The sequence below is a fragment of the Streptomyces sp. NPDC002309 genome (assembly GCF_053593375.1).
The window spans coordinates 263,332-290,120 of sequence record NZ_JBSFCI010000004.1 but is presented as its reverse complement, the minus strand read 5'-3'; the positions used below and the strand labels follow the sequence as shown (position 1 = coordinate 290,120).

Sequence of the window (26,789 nt, the reverse complement as noted above, 5' to 3'; positions counted from 1 at the left end):
ACACGAAACCCCTGGACAGCCAGCTCCACCGGCTGTTACGGATGAAAACAGGAAGCCCTCGACCGGGAGATGACGCTCGTGCTCAGAACCACCGACCGCACCACGGAGGCAGCCCCCGCGCTGCCCGTCCTCCCTGTCGGCACCGACCCCCTGCTGCAGCTCCAGTACGAGACGCGGCTGGCCGACGGCTCCGGCACGACCCGCTGCCTCAGCCACCCACACAAGCTGGCCCTAGGCGGCATCCCCGTGATGTGCTCGACCTGCCGCGCCCGGCGCGACTGGCTGCTCATCAATCACGGCCGCAACGTCTGGGTCCGCTGCCGGTGCGGCAACCAGTGGCTCGAACCCGAGATCAGCCGCGCCAACTTCGACGCCCTGATCGACAGCCCGGACGTCGCGAACTTCCAGAGCGTCGAGGAGTGCCTGGCTGTGCTCGGTTTCGACGGCATCTTCACCGGCACTTACTTGTCGTAGACGAGCACAGCGCCGAACGCCGAGGAGCGTCACCGACGTATTGGTGGCGCTCCTCGGCTTTCAAAGTGGTCAACCGCGGTTGGTGTCCTTCGGAAGGCTGCCCCGGAACCTCACTGTGTTGAACGAAGCCCTGATAGCCCGCACATGGGCGAAACCCAGTCCAAGCGGCTGGAGGAGTCTCTTGAGGAGAATGATGTTCCTGTCGTGGCACTGCGAGAGGGAACATGGCTCCGGCGATGCTCCGACCATCTGCGGCTCGGCGGGTCTGCAGTAGGTGGTGTACTTTCCGTCGCGATATCGCACCTGAGTAACTGGGCCAGAACGCTGATCTCAGCCAACTGCTTGACGCCCCGGCTCGCTTCGACCTACACGACTCTCGGCACTTGTGACACGACAAGCTCCGGCTTACGGGCTGACCCGCGATTGATCTTGGGGCGTGCTGCTCTGGGGGTTCGGCGGGCTGGTGGTTCAGCAGACGCAGGTCGCCCGTTACTCGTATCGATACTTCAGCGAATCCGCCTCCGCCTGCTCGATGTCAGCGATCGTCAGCTCCGGCATCCGGAGCTGGGCCAGCGTCACCTCGGCCGAAGTCGGCTGGGCGTCTGCTGGCGGCCACTGCTCCGGCTTCCAGGCCCTGCTGCGCAGGAGCGACTTGGGACAGTGCGGGTAGACCTCCTCGATCCCCAGCACCAGCGCACTAGCCGGCGGCTTGCCCACGGCGGTCAGCCGAGACAGCAGCTCCGGGCGGGTGGAGACGCAGGCCCGGCCGTTCACCCTGAGCGTCGTGGTGCGCCCTGGGATGACGAAGAGTAGACCGGCCCGTCCGGTGGCGACGATGTTCTGCAGGGTGTCCAGACGCTTGTTGCCGGTCGCGTCCGGTATCGCCACCGTCTGTGTGTCCAGGACGACGACGAACCCGGCGGGGCCGCCGCGCGGGGAAACGTCACAGTTGCCCTCGGCATCCGCGCTTGCTACTAGGACCAGCGGTGAGTATCCGATCAACCGCTCGGCCTGTTCGGTGAGTTCGGTCATCTGCTTGCGCACGGCTGCGTCGCTGGGGAGGTCGTAAGGCCCGGCGCAGCGCCTCCTGGTCGGGCGCGGCGTCGAGGCGTAGCGAGTCGAAGGCGCTACTGGAAAGGGATGGAGGCCGTCTCCGTCCGCAGACTGATCCCCAGCCGCGGCTCACCTCCGCTCGCGCGGAGAGGACGCTCCTGACACGTTGATCCGGCCCCCTTCCGCCGGCTCACCTCCGCTCGCGCGGAGAGGACACCTGGTGGATGTGGCTCGGCCACGTCATCCGCGGCTCACCTCCGCTCGCGCGGAGAGGACTGCGTCGTCCACCACGGCGCCGGAAGCGTGGGCGGCTCACCTCCGCTCGCGCGGAGAGGACCTGCGGATCGAAGACCCGGAGTACACCGGCAGCGGCTCACCTCCGCTCGCGCGGAGAGGACGCAAGGATCACGTTCGCGTCCGGATGCCAGAGCGGCTCACCTCCGCTCGCGCGGAGAGGACCGGTCAAGAGTCGGCCATCGATCTGCGATCTACGGCTCACCTCCGCTCGCGCGGAGAGGACAACGTGCCCAGCTGCACGCCCGTGTCGTCCATCGGCTCACCTCCGCTCGCGCGGAGAGGACCGGCTTGTCCCTCTTGAAGGGAGCCGCTACGGCGGCTCACCTCCGCTCGCGCGGAGAGGACATTCCGACTGTTCCAGCTTCGTCGGTAAGGCGCGGCTCACCTCCGCTCGCGCGGAGAGGACCGGACCAGCTTCCACGCGCCGGACGCGGTCGACGGCTCACCTCCGCTCGCGCGGAGAGGACTTGATCCGCTTCGACATGGCCGCAGCGTCCCACGGCTCACCTCCGCTCGCGCGGAGAGGACCCCTTCAGGCGGGGGTCGTCGGGCTGGATGGGCGGCTCACCTCCGCTCGCGCGGAGAGGACCGGATCGTCGGCCCGTCCGGGCACATGAAGAGCGGCTCACCTCCGCTCGCGCGGAGAGGACCCAACGCCTGAACCCCTTCTCCACAGAACGGACGGCTCACCTCCGCTCGCGCGGAGAGGACTAGCGGACGTTGCCGCGGCCCGTGCCGTACTTCGGCTCACCTCCGCTCGCGCGGAGAGGACGTTGTCGCCGTAGCCACGATCACCGGCTGCCACGGCTCACCTCCGCTCGCGCGGAGAGGACCCGATGAGGAGTACGGGAAGAAGATCACGAAGCGGCTCACCTCCGCTCGCGCGGAGAGGACCGGTCGCCGAGGCTGAGGGCGGGCTCTCCCGGCGGCTCACCTCCGCTCGCGCGGAGAGGACGTGCCCGCGATGTTCCCCACCGCCGCCTCGTACGGCTCACCTCCGCTCGCGCGGAGAGGACCCGGTCGCGGGCGCCGGCACCAGCGCCGACGCCGGCTCACCTCCGCTCGCGCGGAGAGGACGCCTGCCGAGTCCAAGGCTTTCAGCAGGGATGAGGCTCACCTCCGCTCGCGCGGAGAGGACCGGGCCCGCGGCCTGGTCGGCACGGGACAGGGCGGCTCACCTCCGCTCGCGCGGAGAGGACCTGCCCATCGCCATCGCGTTGTCGACGAGGGCCGGCTCACCTCCGCTCGCGCGGATAGGACACCGGCTACAGCGCCCCCGAGATCACCGTCTACGGCTCACCTCCGCTCGCGCGGAGAGGACGCTTCCAGCTTCTTGTTGACCGCGGTGAGCTGCGGCTCACCTCCGCTCGCGCGGAGAGGACAACGGACACCTCGGCTGGACAGGCAGCAGCACCGGCTCACCTCCGCTCGCGCGGAGAGGACTACCTCGGCACCAGCGCCGACACCGGCAACACCGGCTCACCTCCGCTCGCGCGGAGAGGACGCGTCCACGCCACCGTGACCGACCGATTCGGGCGGCTCACCTCCGCTCGCGCGGAGAGGACGTGCTCCGTGTCAGCTCCGACCGCGAAACCAGCGGCTCACCTCCGCTCGCGCGGAGAGGACGACGCGAGATCCGCCGCGCTCGGCGCGGACGACGGCTCACCTCCGCTCGCGCGGAGAGGACCTGCCGGCCAACACGACCTGAATCATGGACGGCGGCTCACCTCCGCTCGCGCGGAGAGGACTACCCGATCCGGAACGGGGTGTTGCGGCCGATCGGCTCACCTCCGCTCGCGCGGAGAGGACAGGGGCGATAGCCAGAGGCAAGGATCTCAGTACGGCTCACCTCCGCTCGCGCGGAGAGGACCGATCGGGCGCGTCCGCGGGGAGGCTGTACGCCGGCTCACCTCCGCTCGCGCGGAGAGGACTCGGACTGCATTCGCAGGAGCCCGCCGACGGCCGGCTCACCTCCGCTCGCGCGGAGAGGACGCAAGCCTGTACAACCAGGACCCCGCACTGACCGGCTCACCTCCGCTCGCGCGGAGAGGACCAGAGCGGCGACACCATGGTCGTCCTGTCCGGCGGCTCACCTCCGCTCGCGCGGAGAGGACGGGTCGCGGGTGGTGGGGTCGTAGCCGCCCTTCGGCTCACCTCCGCTCGCGCGGAGAGGACACGGTCATGGTCAGCCACGGCGTCCGTGACCGCGGCTCACCTCCGCTCGCGCGGAGAAGACGAAGCCGACGACGGAGGCGACGGCAAGGGTGGGGGCTCACCTCCGCTCGCGCGCAGAGGACCTGCTGGTTCATGTCCTGCAGGTCCCGCACGGCGGCTCACCTCCGCTCGCGCGGAGAGGACCCGCCGGCGTCGGACGCGGCCTGGAAGATGGCCGGCTCACCTCCGCTCGCGCGGAGAGGACATGGCCGTCACCACCGCCCCCGAAGCGCCCGACGGCTCACCTCCGCTCGCGCGGAGAGGACTCGTCGTCCAGGGCGCCGAACGGCATCGCGGACGGCTCACCTCCGCTCGCGCGGAGAGGACCCGATCTGCCACCACGTGGCACGGAACTCGCCCGGCTCACCTCCGCTCGCGCGGAGAGGACCTTCCGATCGACAGAACCTTGTCCAGGTTCAACGGCTCACCTCCGCTCGCGCGGAGAGGACCGGCTGAGTCCGGCGAATGCTCCCCCGCTCGCCGGCTCACCTCCGCTCGCGCGGAGAGGACACCTCTGACAATCGGGTCACTCCGTGCCCGAGCGGCTCACCTCCGCTCGCGCGGAGAGGACTCTTCAGACGAGTCTAGGTTCGAAACTCAGGACGGCTCACCTCCGCTCGCGCGGAGAGGACATGTATGTGCATCTACTCGCGTAGTGCAAGGACGGCTCACCTCCGCTCGCGCGGAGAGGACTTTGCCCCGCCACCCGAAGGGCTTCGCCACACCGGCTCACCTCCGCTCGCGCGGAGAGGACACTTGGCGACCTGCTCTTATCCGATGCCTTTGCAGTTTCTTTGCCAGGTCTCGTCGTGCATGCGTCTCGATTCGACATTCGTCGTTGCTGCGCGCCGAGAGTGTATGCCTCCGTCCTCATGATGCAGGCGGATCAGGCTTTGCGGGGCCGTTGTCAGTGGGGGGTGCTATCTCTGAGCTCATGGTGAAGCGCAACGGGGCGAGCGCCTCGGGGGAGTGCGTACTGGACGTTCGCATGTGGGGGAAGGAGCACGGGCTGCCGCATCCGTATCCGGTGATCTGTCATCTCCTCGACACCGGGGCCGTATTCCAGTCCCTTTGGGATGTCGTCCTGAGTGACAGGGCCCGGGAGGGCATCGCTGAAGCGCTCGGCCTCAGCATCACGGAGGCGCGCACGGTGGTCTCCTTCTGGGCCGCGCTGCATGACATCGGAAAGATCACTCCCACGTTCCAAGCGCAGGTCGCGACCTGTTATGAGCCGGTTCGAGACGATGCCGCGTACGTCAGCGCGCCGGGCGCGGAGGCGGAGAGAAGCTTTCGCCACGAGATCGCGTCCCACTGGTCGCTGTTTGAACTGCTGGAGGGAGCTGGCTATCCCAGCGACGCACGTCTGCTCCGCAAGTCCGTGGGTCATCAGGTTGCACAGTTGTTGGGCGGGCATCACGGGCTTTTCGGAGCGGTGTTGCAGGCGAAGCAGGTGGCGCGGGCGAACGATTACAACCCTGGTCTGGGGAAGAAGGGTTGGGCGGAACAGCGGCAGGTGCACTTCGAGGAGCTTCGGCGGGCCATGGGTGCGTTCGTGGTGCCTTCGCACGGTCTGCCGGCGGGTCTGGCAGTGGTGGTGGCGGGTTTGGTCGTGGTGGCGGACTGGTTGGCGAGCCAGACATCCGCGATCGTGCCGCGTCTCCCCCGCCCTGGCTGGGCGGGGACGGCGGCAGAATTGGATGCTCACTGGCTGCTGGCGGTGGCGTCCGCGCCGGCATTGGTGCGGGAGGCTCGGCTGGGCCGGGCGCGCTTCTCTGCCGAGGATTTCGGTGCGATGTTCCCCTTCGCTCCCAACAGCTTGCAGCGAGATCTTGCGGAGCATCTTCCTCGGATGGTCAGCGAGCATGGGGCGGGGCTGGTTCTGGTAACGGCTCCGACCGGTGATGGAAAGACGGAAGCAGCGCTGTACGCGGCCTCGCTGCTCGGACGAGCTGCGGGTTCCCGGGGTTTGTATTTCGCGCTGCCGACCATGGGGACGGCGGACGCGATGCTGCCACGCGTCGCGGCGTTCGCAACTCAGACCATGTCCGGGGAACGCGCGTTGATGCTGTTGCACTCAATGGCGTGGCTAAGTACGGCGAGTAGCGCAGACAGGTCGGCGTCGTTCGATCTGCCGTTCAGTGCGAGCTCTGTGAGTGCTGAGAGAGGCACTGCAGTTGAGGCGGACGGGTGGCTCCGTGGCCCCAAGCGCGGGTTGCTCGCACCGCTGGGCGTAGGCACGATCGATCAAGCCTTGGGTGCTGTGCTTCCCTTGCGATACAACGTGTTGCGGCTGCTTGGGTTGTCGGACAAGGTGTTCGTCGTTGATGAGGCGCACGCCTACGGTCCATGGATGCATCAGCTCCTTGTGCGGCTGCTGGAGTGGCTGGGTGTGATGGGCGCTCCGGTCGTGCTGTTGTCGGCCACGTTGACGGGCCGTTCGGCCGGCTCGCTGGTCGACGCGTACCGGCGGGGCGCCGGGTTCACCGAGCCGTCCCGTGTGGTTCCGCGGTATCCGGGTTGGCTGTTCGCCAGTGGGGCTTCCGGCGACGTCGCGGCTGCACGAAGCACGGTGAGCAATCGAGCCCGGACATTGAAGGTGTCACGCCGACCGGTGGTGTGGGACGCGGTGGAGCCCGCGGACGCTCCGGTTCGGGCAGGCGGTCGGCGTGCTGTGCTGCGGGAGGTTCTGGCTCGCGTAGCGGCGGAGGGCGGTACGGCGTTGGTGTGCTGCACGACGGTCGCCGAGGCGCAACAGACGTACAGGGATGTGCGGGCGGCGTTCCCCGAGCTCGCAGCGCGTCCCGGTGGCGTGCGGTTGCTGCATTCCCGGTTCCCGGCGGACGTCCGGGCCTCCATCACGCGTGCTTGCGAGACCGCCTATGGCAAGCCCGGGTCCGAAGAGGGCGAGGTTCGGGTTCGTCCGGCATCGATCCTTGTGGCGACGCAGGTGGTGGAGCAGTCACTTGACCTGGATTTCGACCTCGTGGTGAGCGACCTGGCGCCGTTGGCGCAGCTGTTGCAGCGTGCTGGACGCGGTCGGCGGCATGAACGGGGCCCGCTCGGCCGCCCGGGGTGGGCAGTGCGGGAGGACGAGCCGGAGTTGGTGGTGCTCGATCCGCTGGCCGCGACCGATGGGGGTGTTCCTCGCTCATGGGGGGCGGTCTACGACGCGGGTCTGCTCCTGCGTACCTCGGTGATTCTGGCGGAGTGCGCCCGGGAAGGCATCGCGGTTCCCGGTGGCGTGCAGCGACTGGTGGACGAGGTGTACGAGGACGGGTTCGTCGACCGACTGGAGGGTGCGGCTCGTGAGGAGTTGGCACGGCTGGACGAGGAGCGGGTGGCGGGAGAGGCGGCCGAGCGACATCTGGCGGCGTGGGCCGGTTTCTGCGGACCTGCGGACGTGAAGGGCGATCTCAGCAAGCTGTCGGTACGGGATGCGGGGGTGACCGAGGAATTGTTGACGACTCGGCTTGGTGCCGATACCGGCCGGGTGCTCTGCCTGTATGAACAGGCGGACGGGGCGGTGTCGCTCGATCCCGAAGGCAAGGTTCCGGTCCCGGTCGGAGGCCGTCGCGGGCTCGGGGTGTCGGAGCTTGTTGATGTTGCGCGACGGGTGGCACCCGTACCGGGGCGGTGGCTGCGTGGAGACGAGACGGGGGGAGACGTTCCGGCGAAGTGGGGAACGCATCCTTCGCTTCGCGATCTCGTTCTGTTGCGCATGAGTCCCGTCGGGGGCGAGGAGTGGAGGTGCCGCTACGGGCGCTTCACGCTTTCGGTGTCCGAGGTCGGCCTCGAAGTCGTGTGATCTCTTCACATTTCCAGCACTCTGCCTACACGTTTCCGCTACGTTCGAGTGGGCCCCCGAAGCCGAGTGGTCAACAGCCGGTCGGGGGACCCGAAGAACCTCTCCGACAGGTTGGCGCGGACAGCGACGGCGTACGCGGGCGGGTCCACAACCGCTCGTCCCACCCAGCCTTGTCTGAATGACGACAGGACACAGCATGCCGACAGGCACGTTCAATCTGATCGACCAGCCGTGCGTCCCCGTGCGATGGCGACCGGGTCTTTCAGCCTCTTCTCCGGGCGGGTTCCCGGACCGGGTGGGGCTGCGTGAGCTCCTGCTGCGCAGCCACGAGATCGAGTGCCTCGCTGTGGCTGACGCACCGGCACACGCAGCGTTGCTCCGGATCCTGTACGCGCTCACTGCCCGGGTGGCCGGACTGACGGAGCAGGGTCCCGAAAGCGACTGGGACGAGCGCCGGTTGAACGTACTCGACTCCGGTCGGCTTCCGTCGGAAGAGATCGATGCCTACTTCAGCACCTACGCGGATCGGTTCTTCCTGTTCGACCTGGGCGGTCGCCCGTGGATGCAGGATCCCCGGCTGGCAGACCAGTGCGACCCCGCGAACACCGCTGGCGTCAACAAGCTCGTCGTCACCCGGCCGTCGGGCAACAACCATTCCTGGTTCCGGCACGACTCGGACACGGCGGCTGAGCCGCCCACCGCGGCCGAAGCCTTCCTCAGTCTCCTGGTGTGGCACTACTACGGTCCCTCCGGCCGCTGTTCGTCACGCGAGGTGAACGGGGTGAAGAGCGCGAGCGCCACGGCCGGCCCCCTGCGGACCACCCTTTCCTATCATCCCGAAGGCAATTGCCTGTTCGAGACGCTGCTCGCCGGCCTTGTACCGCCGGAGGACAGTGTGCGCGGAGAGGAGGACCTGTGCCCGTGGGAGCAGGACACTCTGCCCGATCCGGACTGTGCGCCCAGGGAGTCCCGTGGGCCGCGCTCACGGCACACCGGCCGCTCCCAGCATGCGCTGCTCCTGATCCCGGATGAGGACAGCACGCATGTCCGGGACGCATTCATCACCTGGGCTTTCCGAGGCGAACGGATGCCGCGGGAGGACGACTACCTGATCTGGCAGGTCAGTCAGCAGGGCAACCGGTACCCCCGCCCCGCCGACGCCGGCCGCGCACTCTGGCGTGACCTGGACGCCTTGCTGCTCCAGCACCCGCCGGCGGGCAGTGCCCATCCGCAACAGCCTCGGGTGTTTCGCAGCGCGGTCGAGGTTTCGGAGGACCTTCGGGTCCGGGCGCTCGGATTCGACCAGGAGGGGCAGGCAAAGGACACCCAGTTCGTCGACGCAAGCACCCCGGCCGTCCTCGGGTTCGCCGAGGCCAACGACGCCCGTACCGTCCCCGCCGTCGGCCGGTTGCGGCAGTGCGGCGAGCTGTTCGGGCGCCGCCTCGAGCGCGCGGTCAAACGTGCGTGGTCTGCGTACGTCAAGGACTCCAAAGCCGACGGCGCGGCCTGGGCCGCAGAAGCGGGCGCCCGGTACTGGCCCCGTGCCGAAGCGGAGTTCTGGGCACGGTTCCGGCTTCTGGACCGCACTGGTGATGTCGCCGACGGTGGTTTCGACCCGGCCGCCACCCGTCGGGCGTTCCTGCGCCTGGCCGAGGAGGCGTACGACGCGGTCACCGAACCCGTCACCCGTACCCTGCGCGGCGCGAAGGCCGTCTCGCAGGCCCGCATCGAGCTCTACGGCGGAACCCCCAAGAACCGGGCGGCCTCACCCGAATCCCGCGCGAAGACCAAGGAGCCCACCGTATGACGACCACAGCCCGACCTGCCGCACCGGACACCACCCGTGAACCGGAGGTTGTGGACGGGCAGATCCCCAAGCAGAGCAGCACACCGCGGGCCGGCCGCTCGCGCGCGTACACCAACTGGGTCCTGCAGGTCTGCCGCGAGGACGTCGGCGCCCGCAGTGCGTTGCGCAGCGGGCTGGGCAAGGACCTCGACTCGGTGCGGCGGATGCACCGACTGGTGGCACCGTGGCTGCCCGAGCAGTGCTCTGCAGACGTGGAGCGGGCCTACTACACGGTCGCGGCGATGATCGCGGCTCAGCCCCGCAGCGCGCTGGCTTTTCCGGACCTGACGCCGACCGCCGGCCAGGTGCCGCCCGACGGGCAGGAAGCGGCCCCCACCCGGTGGCGGCGACGCGCCAGTCTCGGCACAGCGTTCGCCGTCGCCGTCACCGAAGGCCCGGGCCGGGAGAAGGAGATGCGCGCGGGAACAGCGGAGAGCCGTCTCAATCTCCTCACCCGCCAGAGCGTCAACGGTCTGCACCGGCACCTTCCCGCCTCCGCCGGGTACTTGCGCACGCTGGGTGTGGACGTCGACTGGTCACAGCTCCTGGACGACCTCGGCGACTGGCGCAGGCACTCCGGACGGATCTCGCGCACCTGGCTCCAGGACTTCTACCGGCTGCGCGACCAGAAGTCCGTCGGAGAGGCTGACGACGCCGACGAAGAAGAGGAACTGGCGGCAGGACCGACGGGCCTCGCCTCACCCTGACCCCGCCCCGACCCCGGAACCACACCCGCCACCATCATGCGCGTCCGCGTAAAGGAGTCACTTCATCATGCCCATGGCCGCTCGTTTCATCGACATCCACATCATCCAGAGCGTTCCCTTCGCCAACCTCAACCGGGACGACACCAACTCGGTCAAGACGGTCCAGTACGGCAACACGCTGCGTACCCGGGTCAGCAGCCAGTCCTGGAAGCGGGCCGTCCGCGAAGTGTTCGAGGACCGCATCGGCCAGGCTGCCCTGCGTACTCGCCGCATCGGCGAGCGCGTCACGCGGCTGCTGAACGAGGACCGGGAGTGGCCGCTGGACCTCGCCGAGCGGGCAGGTGCGCACGTGGCTGCAGCCAGCAGCATCAAGTTCGAACTCGCGAAGAATCCGGCAGACCTCAAGCAGACCCTTCCCAACAAGGTCCTCACCAACGCGATGGTCTACGTCCCCGAGAGCGCTGTGGCCGAACTCGCCGACCTGGCCGAGGAGCACCGCGTCGCACTGCAGGCCGCCAAAGACATCAAGAAGCCGGCCGACAAGAGCGTCCTGCCCACCGACCAGGTCGAGGCGGTCCTGCGCTCACGCAACGGCGTGATCAACCTCTTCGGCCGCATGCTCGCCGAGGTCGACAACGCCGGCGTAGACGGCGCCGTCCAAGTGGCACACGCGCTCACCACCCATGAGACCGACGTCGAACTCGACTACTTCTCCGCCGTGGACGACGTCACCGCCACCTGGGGAGACCAAACAGGCAGCGGTCACATGGGGCACACCGAGTTCAGCGCCGGCACCTTCTACCGGTACGCCACCATCGATCTCCGCGACCTCGCCGCCAACATCGGCGAGAACCCCACCGAGCTCCGCGAACTGGCCGCCGCGTTCCTCAACGCGTTCATCCTGTCCCTGCCCCAGGCGAAGAAGAACTCCACCGCGCCCCACACCATCCCCGACCTCGCCCACATCTCGGTGCGCGCGGACCGGCCGCTGTCCTACGCCGCGGCATTCGAAAGCCCGGTCACCGCGTCCGGGCAGGGTGGCTTCGCGAGCGCCTCCCGCACCACCCTGGCCGACTACGCGGAAGCCGCCAACCGCCTCCTCGGCACCCAGGGGATCATCGACGCCGGCTGGGCCGGCATCGACACCAAGGGCCTCGACGGACTCGGCACCCGCCACACCGGCTTCGACGCCCTCATCTACGCCGCCCTGGACAGCGCGCTGGCCGCACAGCCCGCCGGAGACGCGGCATGAACGACGTCCACCCCACCCCCGAGCCGGGGCTCCTGCTCCGGTTCGCAGGCCACCTCCAGTCATGGGGCCTGCACAGCCACTTCAACGAACGCGACACCGCCGGCTTCCCCACCCGCTCGGGCGTCATCGGCCTGCTCGCGTCCGCGCTCGGACGCAACCGCGACCAGCCCATCGACGACCTCACCGCCCTGCACATGACGGTGCGCACAGACCGGCCCGGCGTCATGCTGCGCGACCTGCACACCGTCGGCGGCGGGCTTCCCCCGAAGGCAACCGTGACCACAGCCGAAGGCAAGAAGCGCCCCGGCGACACAGGCACCCTCCTCACCCACCGCTACTACCTCGCCGACGCCGCCTTCACCCTCGCCCTCACCGCACCCCCGGACACCGAGGTCAGCGCGCTCCTCGACCGCTGTACCGCCGCCCTCCGCAACCCCCGGTGGCCGCTCCACCTCGGCCGGCGCTCCTGCCCACCCGAAGGCCCTCTGCTGCTCGGGCAGAGCGAGGACGCCCTGTACCACCTCGTACACCTGCCACTCGCCGCCCGACCGACGAAGAATCGTGTACCGGGAGGCGTGCCGGTGGAGTTCCTGGCAGACCGCCCGCTGAACCACCTACCCACCCCGGCCGGCACGGTCGGGGAAACGGACGGGGACGGCTCCCACCCCTCCGGCGAAGTCAACGACCAGCCCGTCAACTACCACCCCCGCCACCGCTCCTACCGGGCACGGCCGCTGTACCGACGCACTCTGCTCCTGCCCCCCACCCAGTTCGCCGGACTCGGAACAGACCAGCTGACCGCCTTGCACCAGTACATCGGCACCCGGCTGAACACCACCGAAGGGAGCCGACGATGACCCTCTGGCTCACCCGCATCGTCCCGGACGCCGGCTCGCGGGACGCCCGGCGCGACCTCAGCGGCGCCCTAGGCATGCACCGCCGCATCATGAGCCTGTTCCCACCAGACGCCGGCCCCGACCCCCGGGCACAATTCGGTGTCCTCTTCCGCACCGAAGACACCCCCGCCGGGCCGCACCTGCTCATCCAGTCCTCCCACGAACCCGACACCAGCCGCCTGCCCGACGGCTACGGAACCGCCCTTTCCCGCCCCCTCGACGCGCTCATCGACGCCATCCGCCCCGGACTCACCATCCGCTACCGGTGCGTCGCCAGCCCCGTCCGCAAACCCGGCGCCACCACCCGCGCCCTCTACAACCTCCCACCCGTCGTCCCGCTCACAGGCGCAGCAGCCGACGAATGGTGGACTCGCCAAGCCGACAACAGCGGCCTCAAACTCCTCACCCACCACGCCCTCCCCCTGGACGCCGCCCAAGGAGAACGCCGCCCCGACGGCGCGCCACCGCAACGTATCCGCCACAACCGCACCCAGTTCGACGGCACCGCAGCCATCATCGACACCGACCTGCTCCGGACGGCCATCCTCACCGGCATCGGACGCGGCAAGGCATACGGCTGCGGCCTCCTCAGCATCGCCCCCGCGAGGCCACAGCAGTGACCCCACGCGCCACGTCGAAACCACTCACCACCGGCAACGCCAGGCGCAAACTCGCCGCTCCCACCGTAGCCATGCTCCCCCGCATCGCCGACTCCCTCTCCTTCCTCTACCTCGACATCGTCCGCATCCACCAGGACGACACCGGAGTCTGCGCCGAAATCACCAGCGAACGGCGAGGAACAGAAACCGTCTACCTGCCCACCGCAGCCCTCAGCTGCGTCCTCCTGGGCCCCGGCACCTCCATCACCGCCCGCGCCCTCACCACCTTCGCCAGGAACGGCACCACCGTCATCACCACGGGGTCAGGAGGCGTCCGCTGCTACTCCGCGGCAGTCCCCGAATCCCTCACCACCCGCTGGCTCGAACGACAGACCCGCGCCTGGGCCAACGACACCCACCGCCTCACCATCGCCCAAGCCATGTACGAACTCCGCTTCGGAGACGGCACCGCGGCTGACGGAACCAACCTCGACAAACTCCGCGGCATGGAAGGCCAACGCGTCAGAGCCCACTACCAACTCCTGGCCCGCCAATACAAAATCGGCCGCTTCCGCCGCGCCTACGACCCCGACTCCTGGGACAGCCAGGACCCCGTCAACCTCGCCCTTTCCTCGGCCAACACCTGCCTGTACGGCATCGTGCACGCCGCGATCACCGCGCTCGGCTGCTCACCCGCCCTCGGCTTCGTCCACAGCGGCAACCAACAAGCCTTCGTGTACGACATCGCGGACCTCTACAAAGCCGAACTCACCATCCCGCTCGCCTTCTCCCTCCACGCGTCACCCAACCCTGAAAGCGAAGCGCGCCGCTCCTTCCGGCACGAATTACGCCTCTTCCAACTACTCCCGCGCATCGTCACCGACATCCAGCAACTCCTCGACCCGAGCAACACATACGAAACCCCGGATCCCGAGGAACGAATGGTCGACCTCTGGGACCCCGTCTCCGGCTCCGTACCGGCCGGAATGAACCACGGCAAGCAACTGTGACCCGCGTACCGAAGGAGGACAGCCCATGTCCTCAATGATCGTCATCTCGGCCACAGCCGTCCCCGACCACCTCCGCGGAGCTCTCACCCGTTGGCTCCTCGAAGTCACACCAGAGCTCTACGTCGGCACGGTCTCGGCCAAAGTCCGCGATGAACTCTGGGCCGCCGTCACCGCTTGCGCCGACGGCGGCGTTGCAGTCCTCGTACACCCCGACAACAACGAACAAGGCTTCCACCTACGAACAACGGGAAGCCAACGCCGCGAACCTCTCGACTTCGACGGCCTCACCTTGATCGCCTTCCAGCGAGAAAGTCAAGGAATGGCAAACCCCCGCTAACGTGCCAGGTCAAAAAGGGGTCCTCTCCGCGCGAGCGGAGGTGAGCCGCAGACCTACGTGCGTCCAGTCGGCGGGCACCGGTCCTCTCCGCGCGAGCGGAGGTGAGCCGCTGCTCGACGAAGCGTCCCAGGAGCGGATCAAGTCCTCTCCGCGCGAGCGGAGGTGAGCCGAGCCAGATGGTTCGGCGCTCGCGGTACACCGCGTCCTCTCCGCGCGAGCGGAGGTGAGCCGATGATCACTACGTTGCCGGTGAGGCCCACCAGGTCCTCTCCGCGCGAGCGGAGGTGAGCCGACAGGAGTAGGACGATCGCGAACGCCCCCGCGGTCCTCTCCGCGCGAGCGGAGGTGAGCCGTCAGACGCAGCAGGCGACCGCGGCCCGGCTGGGTCCTCTCCGCGCGAGCGGAGGTGAGCCGCACCATGCGCTGTACGTGAATACCCGCGACGGGTCCTCTCCGCGCGAGCGGAGGTGAGCCGTCGCCCCGCTGTGGCAACGCGCCCTCGGCGGTGGTCCTCTCCGCGCGAGCGGAGGTGAGCCGGACATCACCAGCGGGCAGCCGCCGGCGGTGTCGTCCTCTCCGCGCGAGCGGAGGTGAGCCGCTCGACATCTGCGCCATCGCCTACACCGTCGCGTCCTCTCCGCGCGAGCGGAGGTGAGCCGTCGTAAAACACCGCCACCTACCAGGCACGCTGGTCCTCTCCGCGCGAGCGGAGGTGAGCCGGCGTGGCTCCCCAAGGCAAGGGAGAAACGGAAGTCCTCTCCGCGCGAGCGGAGGTGAGCCGGCACCCGATGAGCCGCGGATCGCTCCGGGGCGGTCCTCTCCGCGCGAGCGGAGGTGAGCCGTCGAGATCGGCACCCTCCTCCGTGACCCACAAGTCCTCTCCGCGCGAGCGGAGGTGAGCCGAACAACCAGGGCGCCGACGCCCTCTCGGCGATGTCCTCTCCGCGCGAGCGGAGGTGAGCCGGAGGTAGCTGTGGCGCTCACCGTCGGCGAACTCGTCCTCTCCGCGCGAGCGGAGGTGAGCCGTCGGGGGTACCCGTCGAGGAGGGGCAGGATCCGTCCTCTCCGCGCGAGCGGAGGTGAGCCGCCACGGCCGCCGCCGACCAGACGCAACCCATCGTCCTCTCCGCGCGAGCGGAGGTGAGCCGACGAGAAGACCGGCCACCTTGGCCGTGTCAGTGTCCTCTCCGCGCGAGCGGAGGTGAGCCGGCCGCTGAACAGCGGTTTCTCCGCCATCAGTAGTCCTCTCCGCGCGAGCGGAGGTGAGCCGAGGTTCGTCCCGGCGCCATCGGCGCTGAGGTAGTCCTCTCCGCGCGAGCGGAGGTGAGCCGGCTGACGGCATCCCGTCGTTCAGGGAGCGCCGGTCCTCTCCGCGCGAGCGGAGGTGAGCCGTGGTATCCGGTCACGGTGGCGAGGGCGACGATGTCCTCTCCGCGCGAGCGGAGGTGAGCCGTGCGACACCGTGAATCGGGGTGCCGCTGGCCTGTCCTCTCCGCGCGAGCGGAGGTGAGCCGGTGAACACGGGGCCGGGGGTGGGGGTGGGTTCGTCCTCTCCGCGCGAGCGGAGGTGAGCCGGTGCCGGTCCAGGCGGCGATGTGTTCGATGCCGTCCTCTCCGCGCGAGCGGAGGTGAGCCGAGGTTCCCCAGCGTCGGGTCCTTCACCACGGGGTCCTCTCCGCGCGAGCGGAGGTGAGCCGACACCACCACCGGCGCCCGGCAGGCCCCGGCCGTCCTCTCCGCGCGAGCGGAGGTGAGCCGATTCAACGAGTCGTAAAAACCCGCCACCTACCGTCCTCTCCGCGCGAGCGGAGGTGAGCCCTTCGGGCTGATATCGACGGAGACCGTCAGATCGTCCTCTCCGCGCGAGCGGAGGTGAGCCGCGCCTGGCGTCGTCCCTGACCACGCTCGGCACGTCCTCTCCGCGCGAGCGGAGGTGAGCCGAGGGATCAGATGAACGGCACACAGATCACGGTGTCCTCTCCGCGCGAGCGGAGGTGAGCCGCAGACCTACACCCTCAACGCGGGCAGCGTCTCGTCCTCTCCGCGCGAACGGAGGTGAGCCGGCGGTCCGTGTGGTGGTGAAGTTGCGCCCGGTGTCCTCTCCGCGCGAGCGGAGGTGAGCCGGTCCGCCACCGCGACGGTGCGGTGCTTCCCGCTGTCCTCTCCGCGCGAGCGGAGGTGAGCCGACTTGGGCGTTCATCAGAAGGTCACTCCCGCAGTCCTCTCCGCGCGAGCGGAGGTGAGCCGCGTTGCTTCCACCAGGACTACGGCGTCAACGTGTCCTCTCCGCGCGAGCGGAGGTGAGCCGCGGATCATCGGCGACGTCCGCCACCGCTCCCTGTCCTCTCCGCGCGAGCGGAGGTGAGCCGTACCACGCCGAGGGTGAGCACGCTTTCTGTGGGTCCTCCCCGCGCGAGCGGAGGTGAGCCGCCGCCCTGTCCGAGGGGGGCCGGCCGTGACCCGTCCTCTCCGCGCGAGCGGAGGTGAGCCGCGAGGGGGTCCTGATGCCCACGGTGCCCATCGGTCCTCTCCGCGCGAGCGGAGGTGAGCCGCAGATTCACGTACGGGCCCAGCCGGACGAAGCGTCCTCTCCGCGCGAGCGGAGGTGAGCCGTGGCGCAAGGACGAGATCATCACCAGCGTGATGTCCTCTCCGCGCGAGCGGAGGTGAGCCGTCGACACGTCGATATCCGTCGGCACCGGGCTTGTCCTCTCCGCGCGAGCGGAGGTGAGCCGCCCTTGTAGCCCTGTACGGCGGGATGCACCATGTCCTCTCCGCGCGAGCGGAGGTGAGCCGACCGTCCCCTCCACCAGCGTGGCTCGGACCGTGTCCTCTCCGCGCGAGCGGAGGTGAGCCGGAACCCGTCGCCAACGACCAGGTGAAGATCTCGTCCTCTCCGCGCGAGCGGAGGTGAGCCGTTCACGACCTTCACGAACACCACGCTGCGGAAGTCCTCTCCGCGCGAGCGGAGGTGAGCCGTAGCCCCAGACCGGGGCCCGGACCCCCAACCGGTCCTCTCCGCGCGAGCGGAGGTGAGCCGCGCCACATGCCGTGCCGGTAGACCACTGTGAAGTCCTCTCCGCGCGAGCGGAGGTGAGCCGCAGACCTACGACCAGACGCGCACGATGACGGCGTCCTCTCCGCGCGAGCGGAGGTGAGCCGGGGCGCGCCAAGCTGAACCAGGCGGGCAGTCCGTCCTCTCCGCGCGAGCGGAGGTGAGCCGTACCCGCTGGAGTCCGACCTGTCCGGCTCCCCGGTCCTCTCCGCGCGAGCGGAGGTGAGCCGTTCTGGATCGAGACGGTCTACAACAACGGCATGTCCTCTCCGCGCGAGCGGAGGTGAGCCGACGCCGTCGCGGATGGAGACCGTCAACGACCTGTCCTCTCCGCGCGAGCGGAGGTGAGCCGAAGGGCCTCAACAAGGGTCTGCTGCGGCAGATGTCCTCTCCGCGCGAGCGGAGGTGAGCCGAGAGGTCCGGACTCCTTGCGCCGCTTCGTACGGTCCTCTCCGCGCGAGCGGAGGTGAGCCGGCCGACGGCTACCTGGCCCTCGTGCAGATCCTGTCCTCTCCGCGCGAGCGGAGGTGAGCCGACGGCCCGGTAACTTCCCCTGCGTATCGCCCCGTCCTCTCCGCGCGAGCGGAGGTGAGCCGCTTCGTAACCCCCAGAGCAGGCCCTCGACGGCGCGGACGCCGTGGTGATCGTCACCGAATGGCCCGAACTCGCCGAGCTCGACTGGACAGCGGCGCAGAGCGTGATGCGTACCCCGGTCATGTTCGACGGCCGCAACCTCCTCGACCCGGCCCGCCTCCGCGAGATCGGGTTCCGCTTCATCTCAGTCGGTCGCCCCTAGGCTGTGGTCCCTCCTCAGGATGGGTGCCACGGAAGCAAGGTGGATACCGAGGATCACTCAGGCGGTACCTGTCGGCGACAGAGCCACGTCGGCGTGTCCGGTGTGGAAACTCCGGATATCCCCAGAGCTGGCAGGTCGCAGGCCAGGGTGTCCTGCTCGGTCGTCGGGTCGAGCGAACGCAACGCGCGGGTGGGCGCACGGCAAGGCCGCCCCTGCCTGATCGGCGTGGGGCGGCCTTCTGTGGGCCTCGGTCAGACTTCTGCGAGGCAGTTCGAGAGGTCGAGGGCGTCGGTGGCGAACGTGAGGGCGACGCACAGGCCGGTCACCTCGTACAGGGTCGGACGGACCAGGAGCGGCCAGTCGTCCGGGGCGGCGGGCCAGGAGGCTAGGTGCACCTCGGTGGTGGCCAGGCCCAGGTGGGCGGTGACGTCCCAGCCGGTGAGGGAGGCGGGCTTCCAGTGCAGACGGATGCGGCCGAGGGGGAGCCTGGGCCTTCCGGCAGCGAGCCACGAGATGTCGAGCGGGCCGTCGGGCCGGGTGGAGACGCGCCGGACCAGCGCGCCGCGCACGCCGTCTGGCATGGGGCGCACGGCGAGGCCGCGCAGCGGAAGGAGAGACGAGGGGCGAGACCGCGACGAGATAGAAGCCTCCTTGGTGGTGAGGGGATTGGTCAGTCCCAGGCGAGGGCGTCGCGAGCCCTTGCCGGGAGGTAGTCCTCCTGGCCGTCGTCGGCGATGTACGCCTTGCCATCGCCGACGACGACGTCGGCCCCCACGTAGTGGGCGAAGGGGAAGTCGGGGTTGACGGCGAGGCGGACCCGCAGATTGGGGTCGAGGTCCTGGAGCTGGCGGAGCAGGTGGCCGACGGTCAGGTACAGGGGCAAGGGATCCTCCGAGAGTGGTGGGTGGGGGCGGGGCCAGAAGGGCCTGACTCGGGCAGTCAGTGCGAGGAGTTCGCGACCAGGTCGGCTAGGAACCCGGCGACGGCCTCGGAGGGGGTGTGGAGACCGAACTCCTGGACCCAGGCGTCACCTTCGGCGGGCTGCACCCGGACGTGCCAGACGATGCTCCGCTTCCACGCAGCCGGGTCTTCGGGGAGCCAGCCGACGTAGACGCGGCCGTCGGGGCTGGTCGCGTGGACGTTGGCCTCCGGGGTGTCGACGATCGCCCATCCGAGAGTGCCAAGGAGGTCGAGCACCGGACCCGCGCAATGATCGGAGGAGAGCCAGTGGCGGTCGTCCACTGCGGGGCGGACGACGGCGGGCAGGAGGGTGGCAGAGGTGCTCACGGTTGGACTATCCCCTTCGTTGACCTGCGGTTTTCCCGACACCCGTACGTTGGCATGCGGCATGCCGAAGTGCGTAGTGGTTTCCCGGGGGTGACGTCTGCCGTGGGCGAACTCGAGGTCGCCGGCGGGTGGCCGAAGGTCGGGGAATGGAGCGGCAACCGCCGTTGTCGTACCTGGGATGTGGCGACGGACCGCACGGAACCGAAGGGGGAACAGCGATGGTCGAGGCGAGCAGACACTGGGACGGCGCCGGGTTGGAGCGCAAGATCCGCGCTGCCGGGCGACCGTGGACCGTGGGCGACATCGCGATGGTCGCCGACGGCCAGTGGGGCGTCGGCGTGCAGCCCGACCGGTGGCTGGACGAGGAGATCGTGGAGCGCCGGGTTGCGGAAGGCCGGCGCGTCGAGCTGACGGTGGAGGAGCTGGCCCGCGCGGTGGGCTCCCGCGCCGAGGACGCCCACCGCGACGAGGACCTCGCCTGACCGTTCAGCGACGCGGCCCCGTGGCGGGCACCGGTGGCCCGACGACGGCCGAAGGAGGGGACGGTTCGGACACCTGCCCCGGGGCATGCGGTGCTTGCCCGGAACGAGCGACAGCGGCCTGGGCCAGGCGCACCGCCGGGGCCTCGGCCACGGGTGCGGTGGCTTCGCGAGCCTCGACAACGCGCCTGATCGCCTGGAGGTACGCACGGCTCTCCGCGTGGGCGACGCGGAGGGCGACTGCCGATTCGGTGATCCGGTCCAGTTCGTGGAAGTCCGGTGCGTACCCGCGCCGTGTCAGGGCATGTAGACGGTCCTGGTGGGTGGCCACCGCGTTGTCGGTGATGGCCAGAGCTGTACGGGTGTGCACGGCCGCGCGCAGGAGCGGGTCCGGGCTAGGGCGGCGGACCGCGAGGACTTCCAGAGCTTCGGTGGGCTGGCCCCAGGCTTTCTCGATCATGGCCGTGGCCTGGTCGAGCATGGCGGTGGTGGGCATGACGGAACTCCCGATGTGTAGGGACGGTTTCGAGTGGGTGCGTTGTCCCGGACAGGTCCGGGGTGGAGGTCAGCGGCTGTGCCGTGGCGCCGATGAGCTGGCTGGCAGCTGGACGGCGGTTGCGGGGGCGAGGCTGTCCGACGGGTTCTGCACCGCGCCCGTGGACCGGCTCTGGGCGGCCATCACCCGGAGATCGGCTGCGGTGCGCGGAGCCCACGCGGCGCGGTGGACGGCCTGGGCGACGGCCGTACGGCGCACGTCGAGCGGGGTCGGAGCGTGGGAGATCCGGGGATCGGCGACCGGGGCGACCGTCGTGAGCGTGACCAGGTGCTCCATCCACCGGTCGATCTGATGCCGTTCACGTATCACGGGCGCCGACTCCGCCATCACCGCTGCTGTCGAGGCGATCAAGTGGGACGGGGTGCGGGCGGTGAACACCGCCTCCGCCCGCGTGCCCCATCCCGGTGGACCGGCCCAGAGCGTGACGGCCTCGTCGTCCCACCCAGAGAGACGGTTGTCGATCACGACGCCGGCCTGCCCGTCGGGTGCGACGATCTCGACGGTTCCGCGCTCGGCGCCGCCGTCGCGTGTCCAGCCGGCGTCGGTCAGCGGCTGGACGGCGCCAGCCCAACGGTGGGACGGGCTTGCCAGGAAGCGCGCGTTGTCGTCGTAGGCGTCGGATTCGGCGTAGTCCCGGGCCAGCGAGGTGGTGAGGCCGGCGACAATCTCGGCCGGGGTGACGTGGTTGAAGGTGGCCGTCCAGCGGGGCGCGGAGACTGCTTCCGTGGCAGCGGTGATCTTCCACAGCTCGAAGTCGTCGCCGAACCAGCCGATGCGAATGCGCTGGTCGGGGGAGGTGACCACGAGCTGGCAGGGGCCCTCGTCGAGGTGGTGGCGCGGCCAGTAAGCGACGGGGGCGAAGCCGGCGTCGCCCGTCCCGCTGGAACCGGCCAGGTACATGGGGCTGACCAGTACCTCTTGGTACCGGTTCGGGTCATCAGGGGCGTGCATGGGCAAGGCTCCGAGTGAAGGAGGGGAACGCGCCCGCGTGCGCGGCAGGACGAGTGGCTGGAGCGCACGCGGACGCCACGGCAGCGACGAGGTGTCTCTGTCTCTCACCCGGGTCACCGGCCCCGGCCCGGTGCCGACTGGGCAGTCACGGCTGCTGGCACCTGCGGGTGCGGCTGCGATGCGTGGCTGAACAGGGCGTTCGGCGCGGCAGCGCTCCGTCGTAGGCTGCCGCGGTCCGGGCACCGTCCGTCCCCGTCCCCAGCGGGGCGTCAGCGTGGGTGCGCGTGGACGCCGCTGCCGGACGTAGGGCCGACGCGACCCTCCGCAGAGCGACGGGCTCGCTCCAGTGCTCGACGCTCGCGTAGACGGCCCCCAGCGCCTGGCCGGCATCGGTCAGTACGTAGGGGTCACCGTGTCGCGAGCCCGTGCGGGCGACCAGGCCGTCGGCCTGCAGCCGAAGGAGACGCTGCCGCGCGAGGCCGTTGTCCAGACCGGCCTCCTCGGCGATGTGCACGAACCGCATCAGGCCGCCGCGCGCGTCGAGGACCTGGACCACGGCGGTCGAGTGCCGAAGGTGCAGCCGGCGCAGGGCGTCCTCGACACGTTCGGCTTCGGCCATCGGGCCCTGCGACAGGTGCGCGCGGGACCAGTCCGACACGGTGCGAAGCACGGGAGCCAGAGACTCGCCGAGCGCGCTGAGCCGGTACGGCGCTCCGCGACGGTAGGTGTCTCGCGTTACCAGTCCGTCAGCGTGCATCGTGGTCAGCCGCTTTCCGACGAACTGCTGGCTGACGAAGGGGAGCTGGGCGGCGACGTCGCGCACGCGCATGGGGCGGTTCTCCTGGGCCAGGGTCATCGCCGACCAGGTGGTCCACTTGGGCCCGATCCGGGCAAGCGCGTCTTCGACGCGCTGAGCGTCGATCGAAGCGATGGAGAAGGTGGGGCGCTGCGCGAGGGTGGTCATGAAGGCGTCCTGTCGGGAAGTGATCAGCGGGTGTGGGAGGACGTGCTGGACGTCCCAGTGACGGGCACGGCGGCTGGTCCGGCGAGGGCGCCGGAGTTCGCCGTGGTGCTGCGGATGAGGGCAGCGGACACACGCGGCGTCGGCGCGCGCATCCCGCTGGGCGGATTCGCCCTGCGGTGTGAGCGAGAGGAGCTGTTCGGGCTGGTGCAGACTGTCGCTGGTGTCCTGGTACAGCAGCCCGTCGGCCACCGGGCGTTGCACGGTCTGGGGCCAGACCGAGCGTCTTTGCAACGAGGTGAGTGCCTGGACGCGTGGTCGCGTGGTACGGGTTCACTCGGCCGCCTCCATCCGGGCAAGCAGGGAACGGACCAGGGTGGGAAGGCTGCTGGGTCCGTCGCTGAGCCAGACGTGGTCGGTTGCTTCGTCGAGGATGTACGTGGCGTCTTCGAGCAGGCCGCTGGCGATCTCCATGCAGGCGTCGGTAATCCAGGAGGCGGCGAGCAGGGACTGGGAGAGGACCTCGACGTAGTCGTCCGGCGGGAGGCCGGTGGCCTTGGCGGCCGTGCGGATCGCCTCCAGCTCCAGCGCGCTGAACGCGAAGTCGAACGCGTCGTCCCGCTCGGTGCCGCCGGACTTGGCGACGGCCGGGTTGCCGGGCTCGGTGGGGATGCTCACGCGGGTGCAGATCTCGTCGACCGAGGCGGTCAGCTCGGCGAAGGACTCGGTAAGCCATCCCAGTGCGGAGGCGTAGGAGGCCAGGGCGAACAGGCCCGCCGGCGTGGCAGGGCGCGGCTCGGCGGCCACGAGCCGTTCGAGCCGGTCGTTCAGCTCGCCGACCACCCGGGGCCCGGCGGACAGCGCAGCCAGCACGGGGTGCAGGTAGGAGTGGCTGGCGGCTGTTGGGTACTCGGCGGTGAGGATCTCGGAGACGCTCTGTGCGGCATCGGTGAGCAGGTTCGCCAGTTCGGTCCGGGTCAGCGGGGTGCGGTCGGTGGTCATCGCTGGGGAACCCTTCGGGGAGCAGCAGCTGAGGGCGATGCTGTTGTCGGAGGGGCTGCGGGGCCTGCCTCTGGCCGGTCGACGGCGAGCGGCGACCGGGATCGGGCGGCCTGCACACGGGCCTCGGTGTCGGAATCCGCCTCGACGTTCTGTTGGGGATCGGTGCGCAGGTGGGCGGCGCGGTAGACCGCGTAGTCCTTCCGGCTGCCGGCGGCGACGAGGTAGATCTCGCGGTTGTGGGTCGAGGTCGGCGGGGCCGGGCGGAACTGGATGACCATGCGGTAGGCGACGGAGGGGTCGACGTAGACCTTGTGGAATCCGGCGAGACGGCCCTGCAACGGCAGGCAGTCGTCGCTTCCGTGGACCAGGTTCTGCAGCTCCAGCAGCGCCAGATCGCGGATCCGGTCGGGGAGTTCCCGCAGGTCGGCGATGGCGTCCGGGTGCGCGGCGAAGGCGAAGCGGGCGCGGCTCACCTCAGCCTCCCCTGTACCGGACGCTGTACCTGTCGCGCCGGGGTGGTGCGGGGCTCGTTGGGGCCGGCGTTCGGTTTCTCGGAGGCATTGGCCGACCGGGCGAGCGCCATGCGGGCGATGCGGGCCCGGACGACGGCGCCGTTGTGATCGCTGTACTCCGGTGGCTCGGGCAGCGGACCGCGGCGCTCGTCCAGCCAGGCCTGGGCGTCATAGACGTCGGTGAAGGCGCCCTCGCGCATGGTGTACGTGCTGGCGTCGTGGTCCCACTCTTCGAGGAAGATGCGGATCGATGACTGGGCGGCACGGGAGTCGCGGACAAGCGTCCACGTCTCGGCTCGATGGTCGTCGGAGGTGTAGCTGCCGAGGAACTCGTAGCGCGTGCCCGACCCCCGGATCTGCTGCTCGACCTGAAGCGTGAGGTCGTCGGCAGGCTTCACGAAGTCGTCGCCCACCCGAGCGATGCGCTTGGGTGGGCAGCCGCGTAGGACCAGCCAGCTCTGGGCGAAGGACGCTGCGGCGTGGTAGCTCGTCTCGAACGTGAACGTGGAACGGCTGAGATCCCGTGCGACGGCGATCGCAACGAGGTGCGGCTCGCCGGGTGTCCCCCACGTGATCGACCGGTCGTGGGCGAGGACGAAACTGTGGGAGCTACTTGGCGCGGTGTGGTGCTGGGACAGGATCGTCAGGTCGTCGGCCCTGAACGTCTCCATTGCCTCCTGGGAGGCGTCATCGGCAGGCGAGAGGTCGTCGAGGTCGAAGTCGAAGGTGTCGTTCACGCTGCCAGCCCCGCCTGCTTGGGTGCCGGGGTGGCCAGCACGCGATGGTTGGGCCGGTTCGCGTTCGTCGTGCAGGCCGCGAAGGGCCCGTCGGGGGCGCGCAGGTGCGCCAGCGTCTGATCCAGGTGGTCGCGGTGCCAGGTCGACGGGCCGGACAGGCCCGCCTCCGTGTCGGTGAGCTGTTGCCAGGCGAGCCAGAGCGCGTGGAGCCGGGCGACGGCCTCCGGGTGTTCGTGCCACCGTGCGCACCACGGACGACTCGTGCTGACCTCCCGGCCGTAGACCGGGAGGAAGAGGTGGTTGACCCAGTCGCTGAGGGTGGCGAGTTCGACGGCGTACGCCTCCCCGCCCAGGGCGAGGATGAACACTGAGGTGGGTCCGTTGGTCTGTTTGTCGTCGGTCGCCTCGGTTTCCGAAGCGCCGTCCGTCTTTTGGCCGGCGACGGTTTCGGGCTCGGAGCCGAGGCGGTCGAGGATGACGCCGTGCTGCCTGACCTCGGCCATGGTCTTGGCGAGCGTGCTGGCGAGGTCGTCTAGGTCTGCGTCGGAGACGCGGAACGGCTCGGTGCCGGGGGTGGTCGGGCTGGTGTCGGACATGGGGGTGCGCTCCATCTGTGAGACGGCGACATGCCCGAAAGGATCTGGAGAAACCGCGGTTTGGTCCGGCCGGAGAAACCCGGTAGTGGAGCGCTACTGGGCTGCGCAGCGAGGGCAGCGCGGGAAGGGGGCTTCCAACAACTGCAACGCGCGAGCGGCTTGTTGGGGGACGACCCCGTTGCCGAGCGCGGTGAGCTGAGCTGGCCGCCCGAGTCCCGGGGTGGCGGTGACCCATCCGGCGTCGAGGCCCTGCATCCACTCCACGAAGTCCGGGCGGAGCCGACCGGCCGCATCCGTTGGGGCAGGGGCAGGACGGGTGAGCCTCTCCCATCGGGTGATGGCGGCTCCGTACGCCCCCCATCGCCGGTCTGCTCCTCGGCCTCCGAGGACTCCTCCGCCCAGAGCGGCAGGATCACTGCTGACAGGGGAGGACGCCACCCCTTGTGGGGACGGCGGGCCGGGGTTCCCGTGTTGCCGGCCCTCCGTGTGGGCAGCAGGGACGCTGCCGCGCTGGGCAAGGTCATGTCCCCATTGCCGTGCCGCTGGTTCGGGGAGCCCTTGACCCCGTCCGACGCCTTCGGTGTCGGCAGCAGGAGCCACTCGACCTCGTCGGCCAGGTTCGGCCTGTGCCCCCCGCTCTTCCTCTTCGTCGGATGCTGCGAGCCGCCGTTCTTGCCGATGTTGCTGGTCGGCGTCTTGAGCAGGATGTGCGGTGGGCCAGGCGGCGAGGAAAATGCGCTCCCGGCGGTGCGGGGCCCCGACGTCGGAGGCGCGAAGCACGAGCCACTTCGCGTTGTACCCGAGGTCGGCCAGGGATCCGAGTACGGCACCGAGTGCCCGCAGAGGAGGCTGACCTGTGGTGTCTCCCAGACACCACAGGCAGGGTTCCACGTCGCCAGGGGCACCGGCGGGGGAGGTGAGGAGGCCGCGCACATTCTCGATCACAACCAGGCAGGGTCGGAGGGCCTGGACCGCACGGGCGACGTGCAGCCAGAGCCCGGAGCGGGTCTGGGCGTTGAGTCCGGCCCGGCGGCCGACGACCGAGACGTCTTTGACAGGGGAAACCGGCCGTCAGGACGCACACTCGGGGGACGGTGCGCCAGTCGACGGTGGTGATGTCGCCCAGGTTGGGGACGCCGGGCCAGTGGCGGGCCAGGATGCGCGAGGCGTTCGGGTCGACCTCGGCGTGCCAGGCCAGCGTGCCGCCGAAGGCGGACTGCACGCCCAGGTCGAGGCCGCCGTACCCCGAGCAGAGCGACCCGATCAGCGGAGGACCCGCCGCGGCGTCGAAGCCCGACGCAGTGGCGCGGTGGTCCAGAGCATCGGAGGAAGGGGCGTCAGTCAAGGTAAAGTCCCTGAAAGGTAAG

The 26,789-nt window shown here is 69.7% G+C and carries 20 protein-coding genes, 4 pseudogenes and 2 CRISPR repeat arrays; of the genes and pseudogenes, 11 read left to right on the top strand and 13 right to left on the bottom strand.

What is annotated here, in order from left to right:
* Positions 1 to 69 precede the first annotated feature (69 nt).
* Positions 70 to 474 (top strand): hypothetical protein, encoded by a 405-nt coding sequence (locus ACWCPM_RS05945; RefSeq protein ID WP_450974891.1) that lies wholly within the window; start codon positions 70 to 72, stop codon positions 472 to 474.
* 489 nt (positions 475 to 963) lie between these two features.
* On the opposite strand, the pseudogene ACWCPM_RS05940 reads toward ACWCPM_RS05945, so the two are convergent.
* A pseudogene (locus tag ACWCPM_RS05940) lies at positions 964 to 1,615 on the bottom strand (MSMEG_1061 family FMN-dependent PPOX-type flavoprotein); the annotation flags it as partial.
* A gap of 37 nt (positions 1,616 to 1,652) precedes the next feature.
* A CRISPR array of direct repeats spans positions 1,653 to 4,792; the repeat unit is 29 nt; unit sequence CGGCTCACCTCCGCTCGCGCGGAGAGGAC.
* A 180-nt stretch (positions 4,793 to 4,972) separates the two neighbouring features.
* Here ACWCPM_RS05940 and cas3 point away from each other — a divergent pair.
* The 9 genes and pseudogenes from cas3 to ACWCPM_RS05895 form a co-directional block, all read left to right on the top strand.
* Positions 4,973 to 7,843, top strand: coding sequence for a CRISPR-associated helicase Cas3' (gene cas3 / locus ACWCPM_RS05935; protein ID WP_450974890.1), 2,871 nt, complete (start codon positions 4,973 to 4,975; stop codon positions 7,841 to 7,843).
* Positions 7,844 to 8,021: 178 nt separating this feature from the next.
* Positions 8,022 to 9,650, top strand: coding sequence for a type I-E CRISPR-associated protein Cse1/CasA (casA, locus tag ACWCPM_RS05930; protein WP_450974889.1), 1,629 nt, complete (start codon positions 8,022 to 8,024; stop codon positions 9,648 to 9,650).
* A complete protein-coding gene (gene casB, locus ACWCPM_RS05925) occupies positions 9,647 to 10,396 on the top strand; it encodes a type I-E CRISPR-associated protein Cse2/CasB (protein WP_450974888.1) in 750 nt (249 codons plus the stop codon). The genes casA and casB overlap by 4 nt, the downstream gene beginning before the upstream one ends.
* Positions 10,397 to 10,463: 67 nt before the next feature.
* Positions 10,464 to 11,648: a type I-E CRISPR-associated protein Cas7/Cse4/CasC gene (cas7e, locus tag ACWCPM_RS05920; protein ID WP_450974887.1), complete on the top strand. Its 1,185-nt coding sequence runs from the start codon at positions 10,464 to 10,466 to the stop codon at positions 11,646 to 11,648.
* Entirely contained in the window at positions 11,645 to 12,505 is an 861-nt protein-coding gene (gene cas5e, locus ACWCPM_RS05915) for a type I-E CRISPR-associated protein Cas5/CasD (protein ID WP_450974886.1), read from the top strand. The genes cas7e and cas5e overlap by 4 nt, the downstream gene beginning before the upstream one ends.
* Positions 12,502 to 13,164, top strand: coding sequence for a type I-E CRISPR-associated protein Cas6/Cse3/CasE (gene cas6e / locus ACWCPM_RS05910; RefSeq protein ID WP_450974885.1), 663 nt, complete (start codon positions 12,502 to 12,504; stop codon positions 13,162 to 13,164). The genes cas5e and cas6e overlap by 4 nt, the downstream gene beginning before the upstream one ends.
* Before the next feature lie 71 nt (positions 13,165 to 13,235).
* Complete coding sequence (gene cas1e / locus ACWCPM_RS05905; RefSeq protein ID WP_450974884.1) at positions 13,236 to 14,153, top strand: type I-E CRISPR-associated endonuclease Cas1e; 918 nt, start codon at positions 13,236 to 13,238, stop codon at positions 14,151 to 14,153.
* Positions 14,154 to 14,178: 25 nt separating this feature from the next.
* Positions 14,179 to 14,490 (top strand): type I-E CRISPR-associated endoribonuclease Cas2e, encoded by a 312-nt coding sequence (cas2e, locus tag ACWCPM_RS05900; protein WP_450974883.1) that lies wholly within the window; start codon positions 14,179 to 14,181, stop codon positions 14,488 to 14,490.
* Between the two features lie 19 nt (positions 14,491 to 14,509).
* Positions 14,510 to 18,141: a CRISPR direct-repeat array (repeat unit 29 nt; unit sequence GTCCTCTCCGCGCGAGCGGAGGTGAGCCG).
* A gap of 23 nt (positions 18,142 to 18,164) precedes the next feature.
* Positions 18,165 to 18,341, top strand: a pseudogene (locus ACWCPM_RS05895) (UDP binding domain-containing protein); the annotation flags it as partial.
* A gap of 251 nt (positions 18,342 to 18,592) precedes the next feature.
* On the opposite strand, the gene ACWCPM_RS05890 reads toward ACWCPM_RS05895, so the two are convergent.
* The 3 genes from ACWCPM_RS05890 to ACWCPM_RS05880 all read right to left on the bottom strand — a co-directional run bounded on the left by ACWCPM_RS05890 (position 18,593) and on the right by ACWCPM_RS05880 (position 19,628).
* The gene (locus ACWCPM_RS05890; RefSeq protein ID WP_450974882.1) at positions 18,593 to 18,922 is read right to left on the bottom strand and encodes an esterase; all 330 of its coding nucleotides are present in this window, start codon (positions 18,920 to 18,922) and stop codon (positions 18,593 to 18,595) included.
* Between the two features lie 89 nt (positions 18,923 to 19,011).
* The gene (locus ACWCPM_RS05885) at positions 19,012 to 19,224 is read right to left on the bottom strand and encodes a hypothetical protein (protein WP_450974881.1); all 213 of its coding nucleotides are present in this window, start codon (positions 19,222 to 19,224) and stop codon (positions 19,012 to 19,014) included.
* 56 nt (positions 19,225 to 19,280) lie between these two features.
* Positions 19,281 to 19,628 carry a DUF317 domain-containing protein gene (locus tag ACWCPM_RS05880; RefSeq protein ID WP_450974880.1) on the bottom strand — a complete coding sequence of 116 codons (348 nt, stop codon included), beginning with the start codon at positions 19,626 to 19,628 and terminating at the stop codon, positions 19,281 to 19,283.
* Between the two features lie 218 nt (positions 19,629 to 19,846).
* On the opposite strand from ACWCPM_RS05880, the gene ACWCPM_RS05875 reads away from it, so the two are divergent.
* A complete protein-coding gene (locus tag ACWCPM_RS05875) occupies positions 19,847 to 20,110 on the top strand; it encodes a hypothetical protein (RefSeq protein WP_450974879.1) in 264 nt (87 codons plus the stop codon).
* A gap of 4 nt (positions 20,111 to 20,114) precedes the next feature.
* Here ACWCPM_RS05875 and ACWCPM_RS05870 read toward each other — a convergent pair whose 3' ends face one another.
* The 9 genes and pseudogenes from ACWCPM_RS05870 to ACWCPM_RS05830 form a co-directional block, all read right to left on the bottom strand.
* Positions 20,115 to 20,603, bottom strand: a complete 489-nt coding sequence (locus tag ACWCPM_RS05870) for a hypothetical protein (RefSeq protein ID WP_450974878.1) — start codon at positions 20,601 to 20,603, stop codon at positions 20,115 to 20,117.
* Between the two features lie 69 nt (positions 20,604 to 20,672).
* Positions 20,673 to 21,614, bottom strand: coding sequence for a DUF317 domain-containing protein (locus ACWCPM_RS05865; protein WP_450974877.1), 942 nt, complete (start codon positions 21,612 to 21,614; stop codon positions 20,673 to 20,675).
* A gap of 145 nt (positions 21,615 to 21,759) precedes the next feature.
* On the bottom strand, positions 21,760 to 22,827 hold the full coding sequence (locus ACWCPM_RS05860) for a winged helix-turn-helix transcriptional regulator (RefSeq protein ID WP_450974876.1): 1,068 nt from the start codon (positions 22,825 to 22,827) through the stop codon (positions 21,760 to 21,762).
* A gap of 81 nt (positions 22,828 to 22,908) precedes the next feature.
* Complete coding sequence (locus tag ACWCPM_RS05855) at positions 22,909 to 23,577, bottom strand: hypothetical protein (RefSeq protein WP_450974875.1); 669 nt, start codon at positions 23,575 to 23,577, stop codon at positions 22,909 to 22,911.
* A complete protein-coding gene (locus ACWCPM_RS05850; protein WP_450974874.1) occupies positions 23,574 to 24,050 on the bottom strand; it encodes a hypothetical protein in 477 nt (158 codons plus the stop codon). The genes ACWCPM_RS05855 and ACWCPM_RS05850 overlap by 4 nt, the downstream gene beginning before the upstream one ends.
* Positions 24,047 to 24,826 carry a glycosyl hydrolase gene (locus tag ACWCPM_RS05845; protein ID WP_450974873.1) on the bottom strand — a complete coding sequence of 260 codons (780 nt, stop codon included), beginning with the start codon at positions 24,824 to 24,826 and terminating at the stop codon, positions 24,047 to 24,049. The genes ACWCPM_RS05850 and ACWCPM_RS05845 overlap by 4 nt, the downstream gene beginning before the upstream one ends.
* On the bottom strand, positions 24,823 to 25,422 hold the full coding sequence (locus ACWCPM_RS05840; protein WP_450974872.1) for a DUF4913 domain-containing protein: 600 nt from the start codon (positions 25,420 to 25,422) through the stop codon (positions 24,823 to 24,825). Before ACWCPM_RS05840 ends, ACWCPM_RS05845 begins: the two co-directional genes overlap by 4 nt.
* 93 nt (positions 25,423 to 25,515) lie before the next feature.
* Positions 25,516 to 26,415, bottom strand: a pseudogene (locus ACWCPM_RS05835) (DNA cytosine methyltransferase); the annotation flags it as partial.
* 121 nt (positions 26,416 to 26,536) lie between these two features.
* Positions 26,537 to 26,644, bottom strand: a pseudogene (locus ACWCPM_RS05830) (DNA cytosine methyltransferase); the annotation flags it as partial.
* Positions 26,645 to 26,789 lie beyond the last annotated feature (145 nt).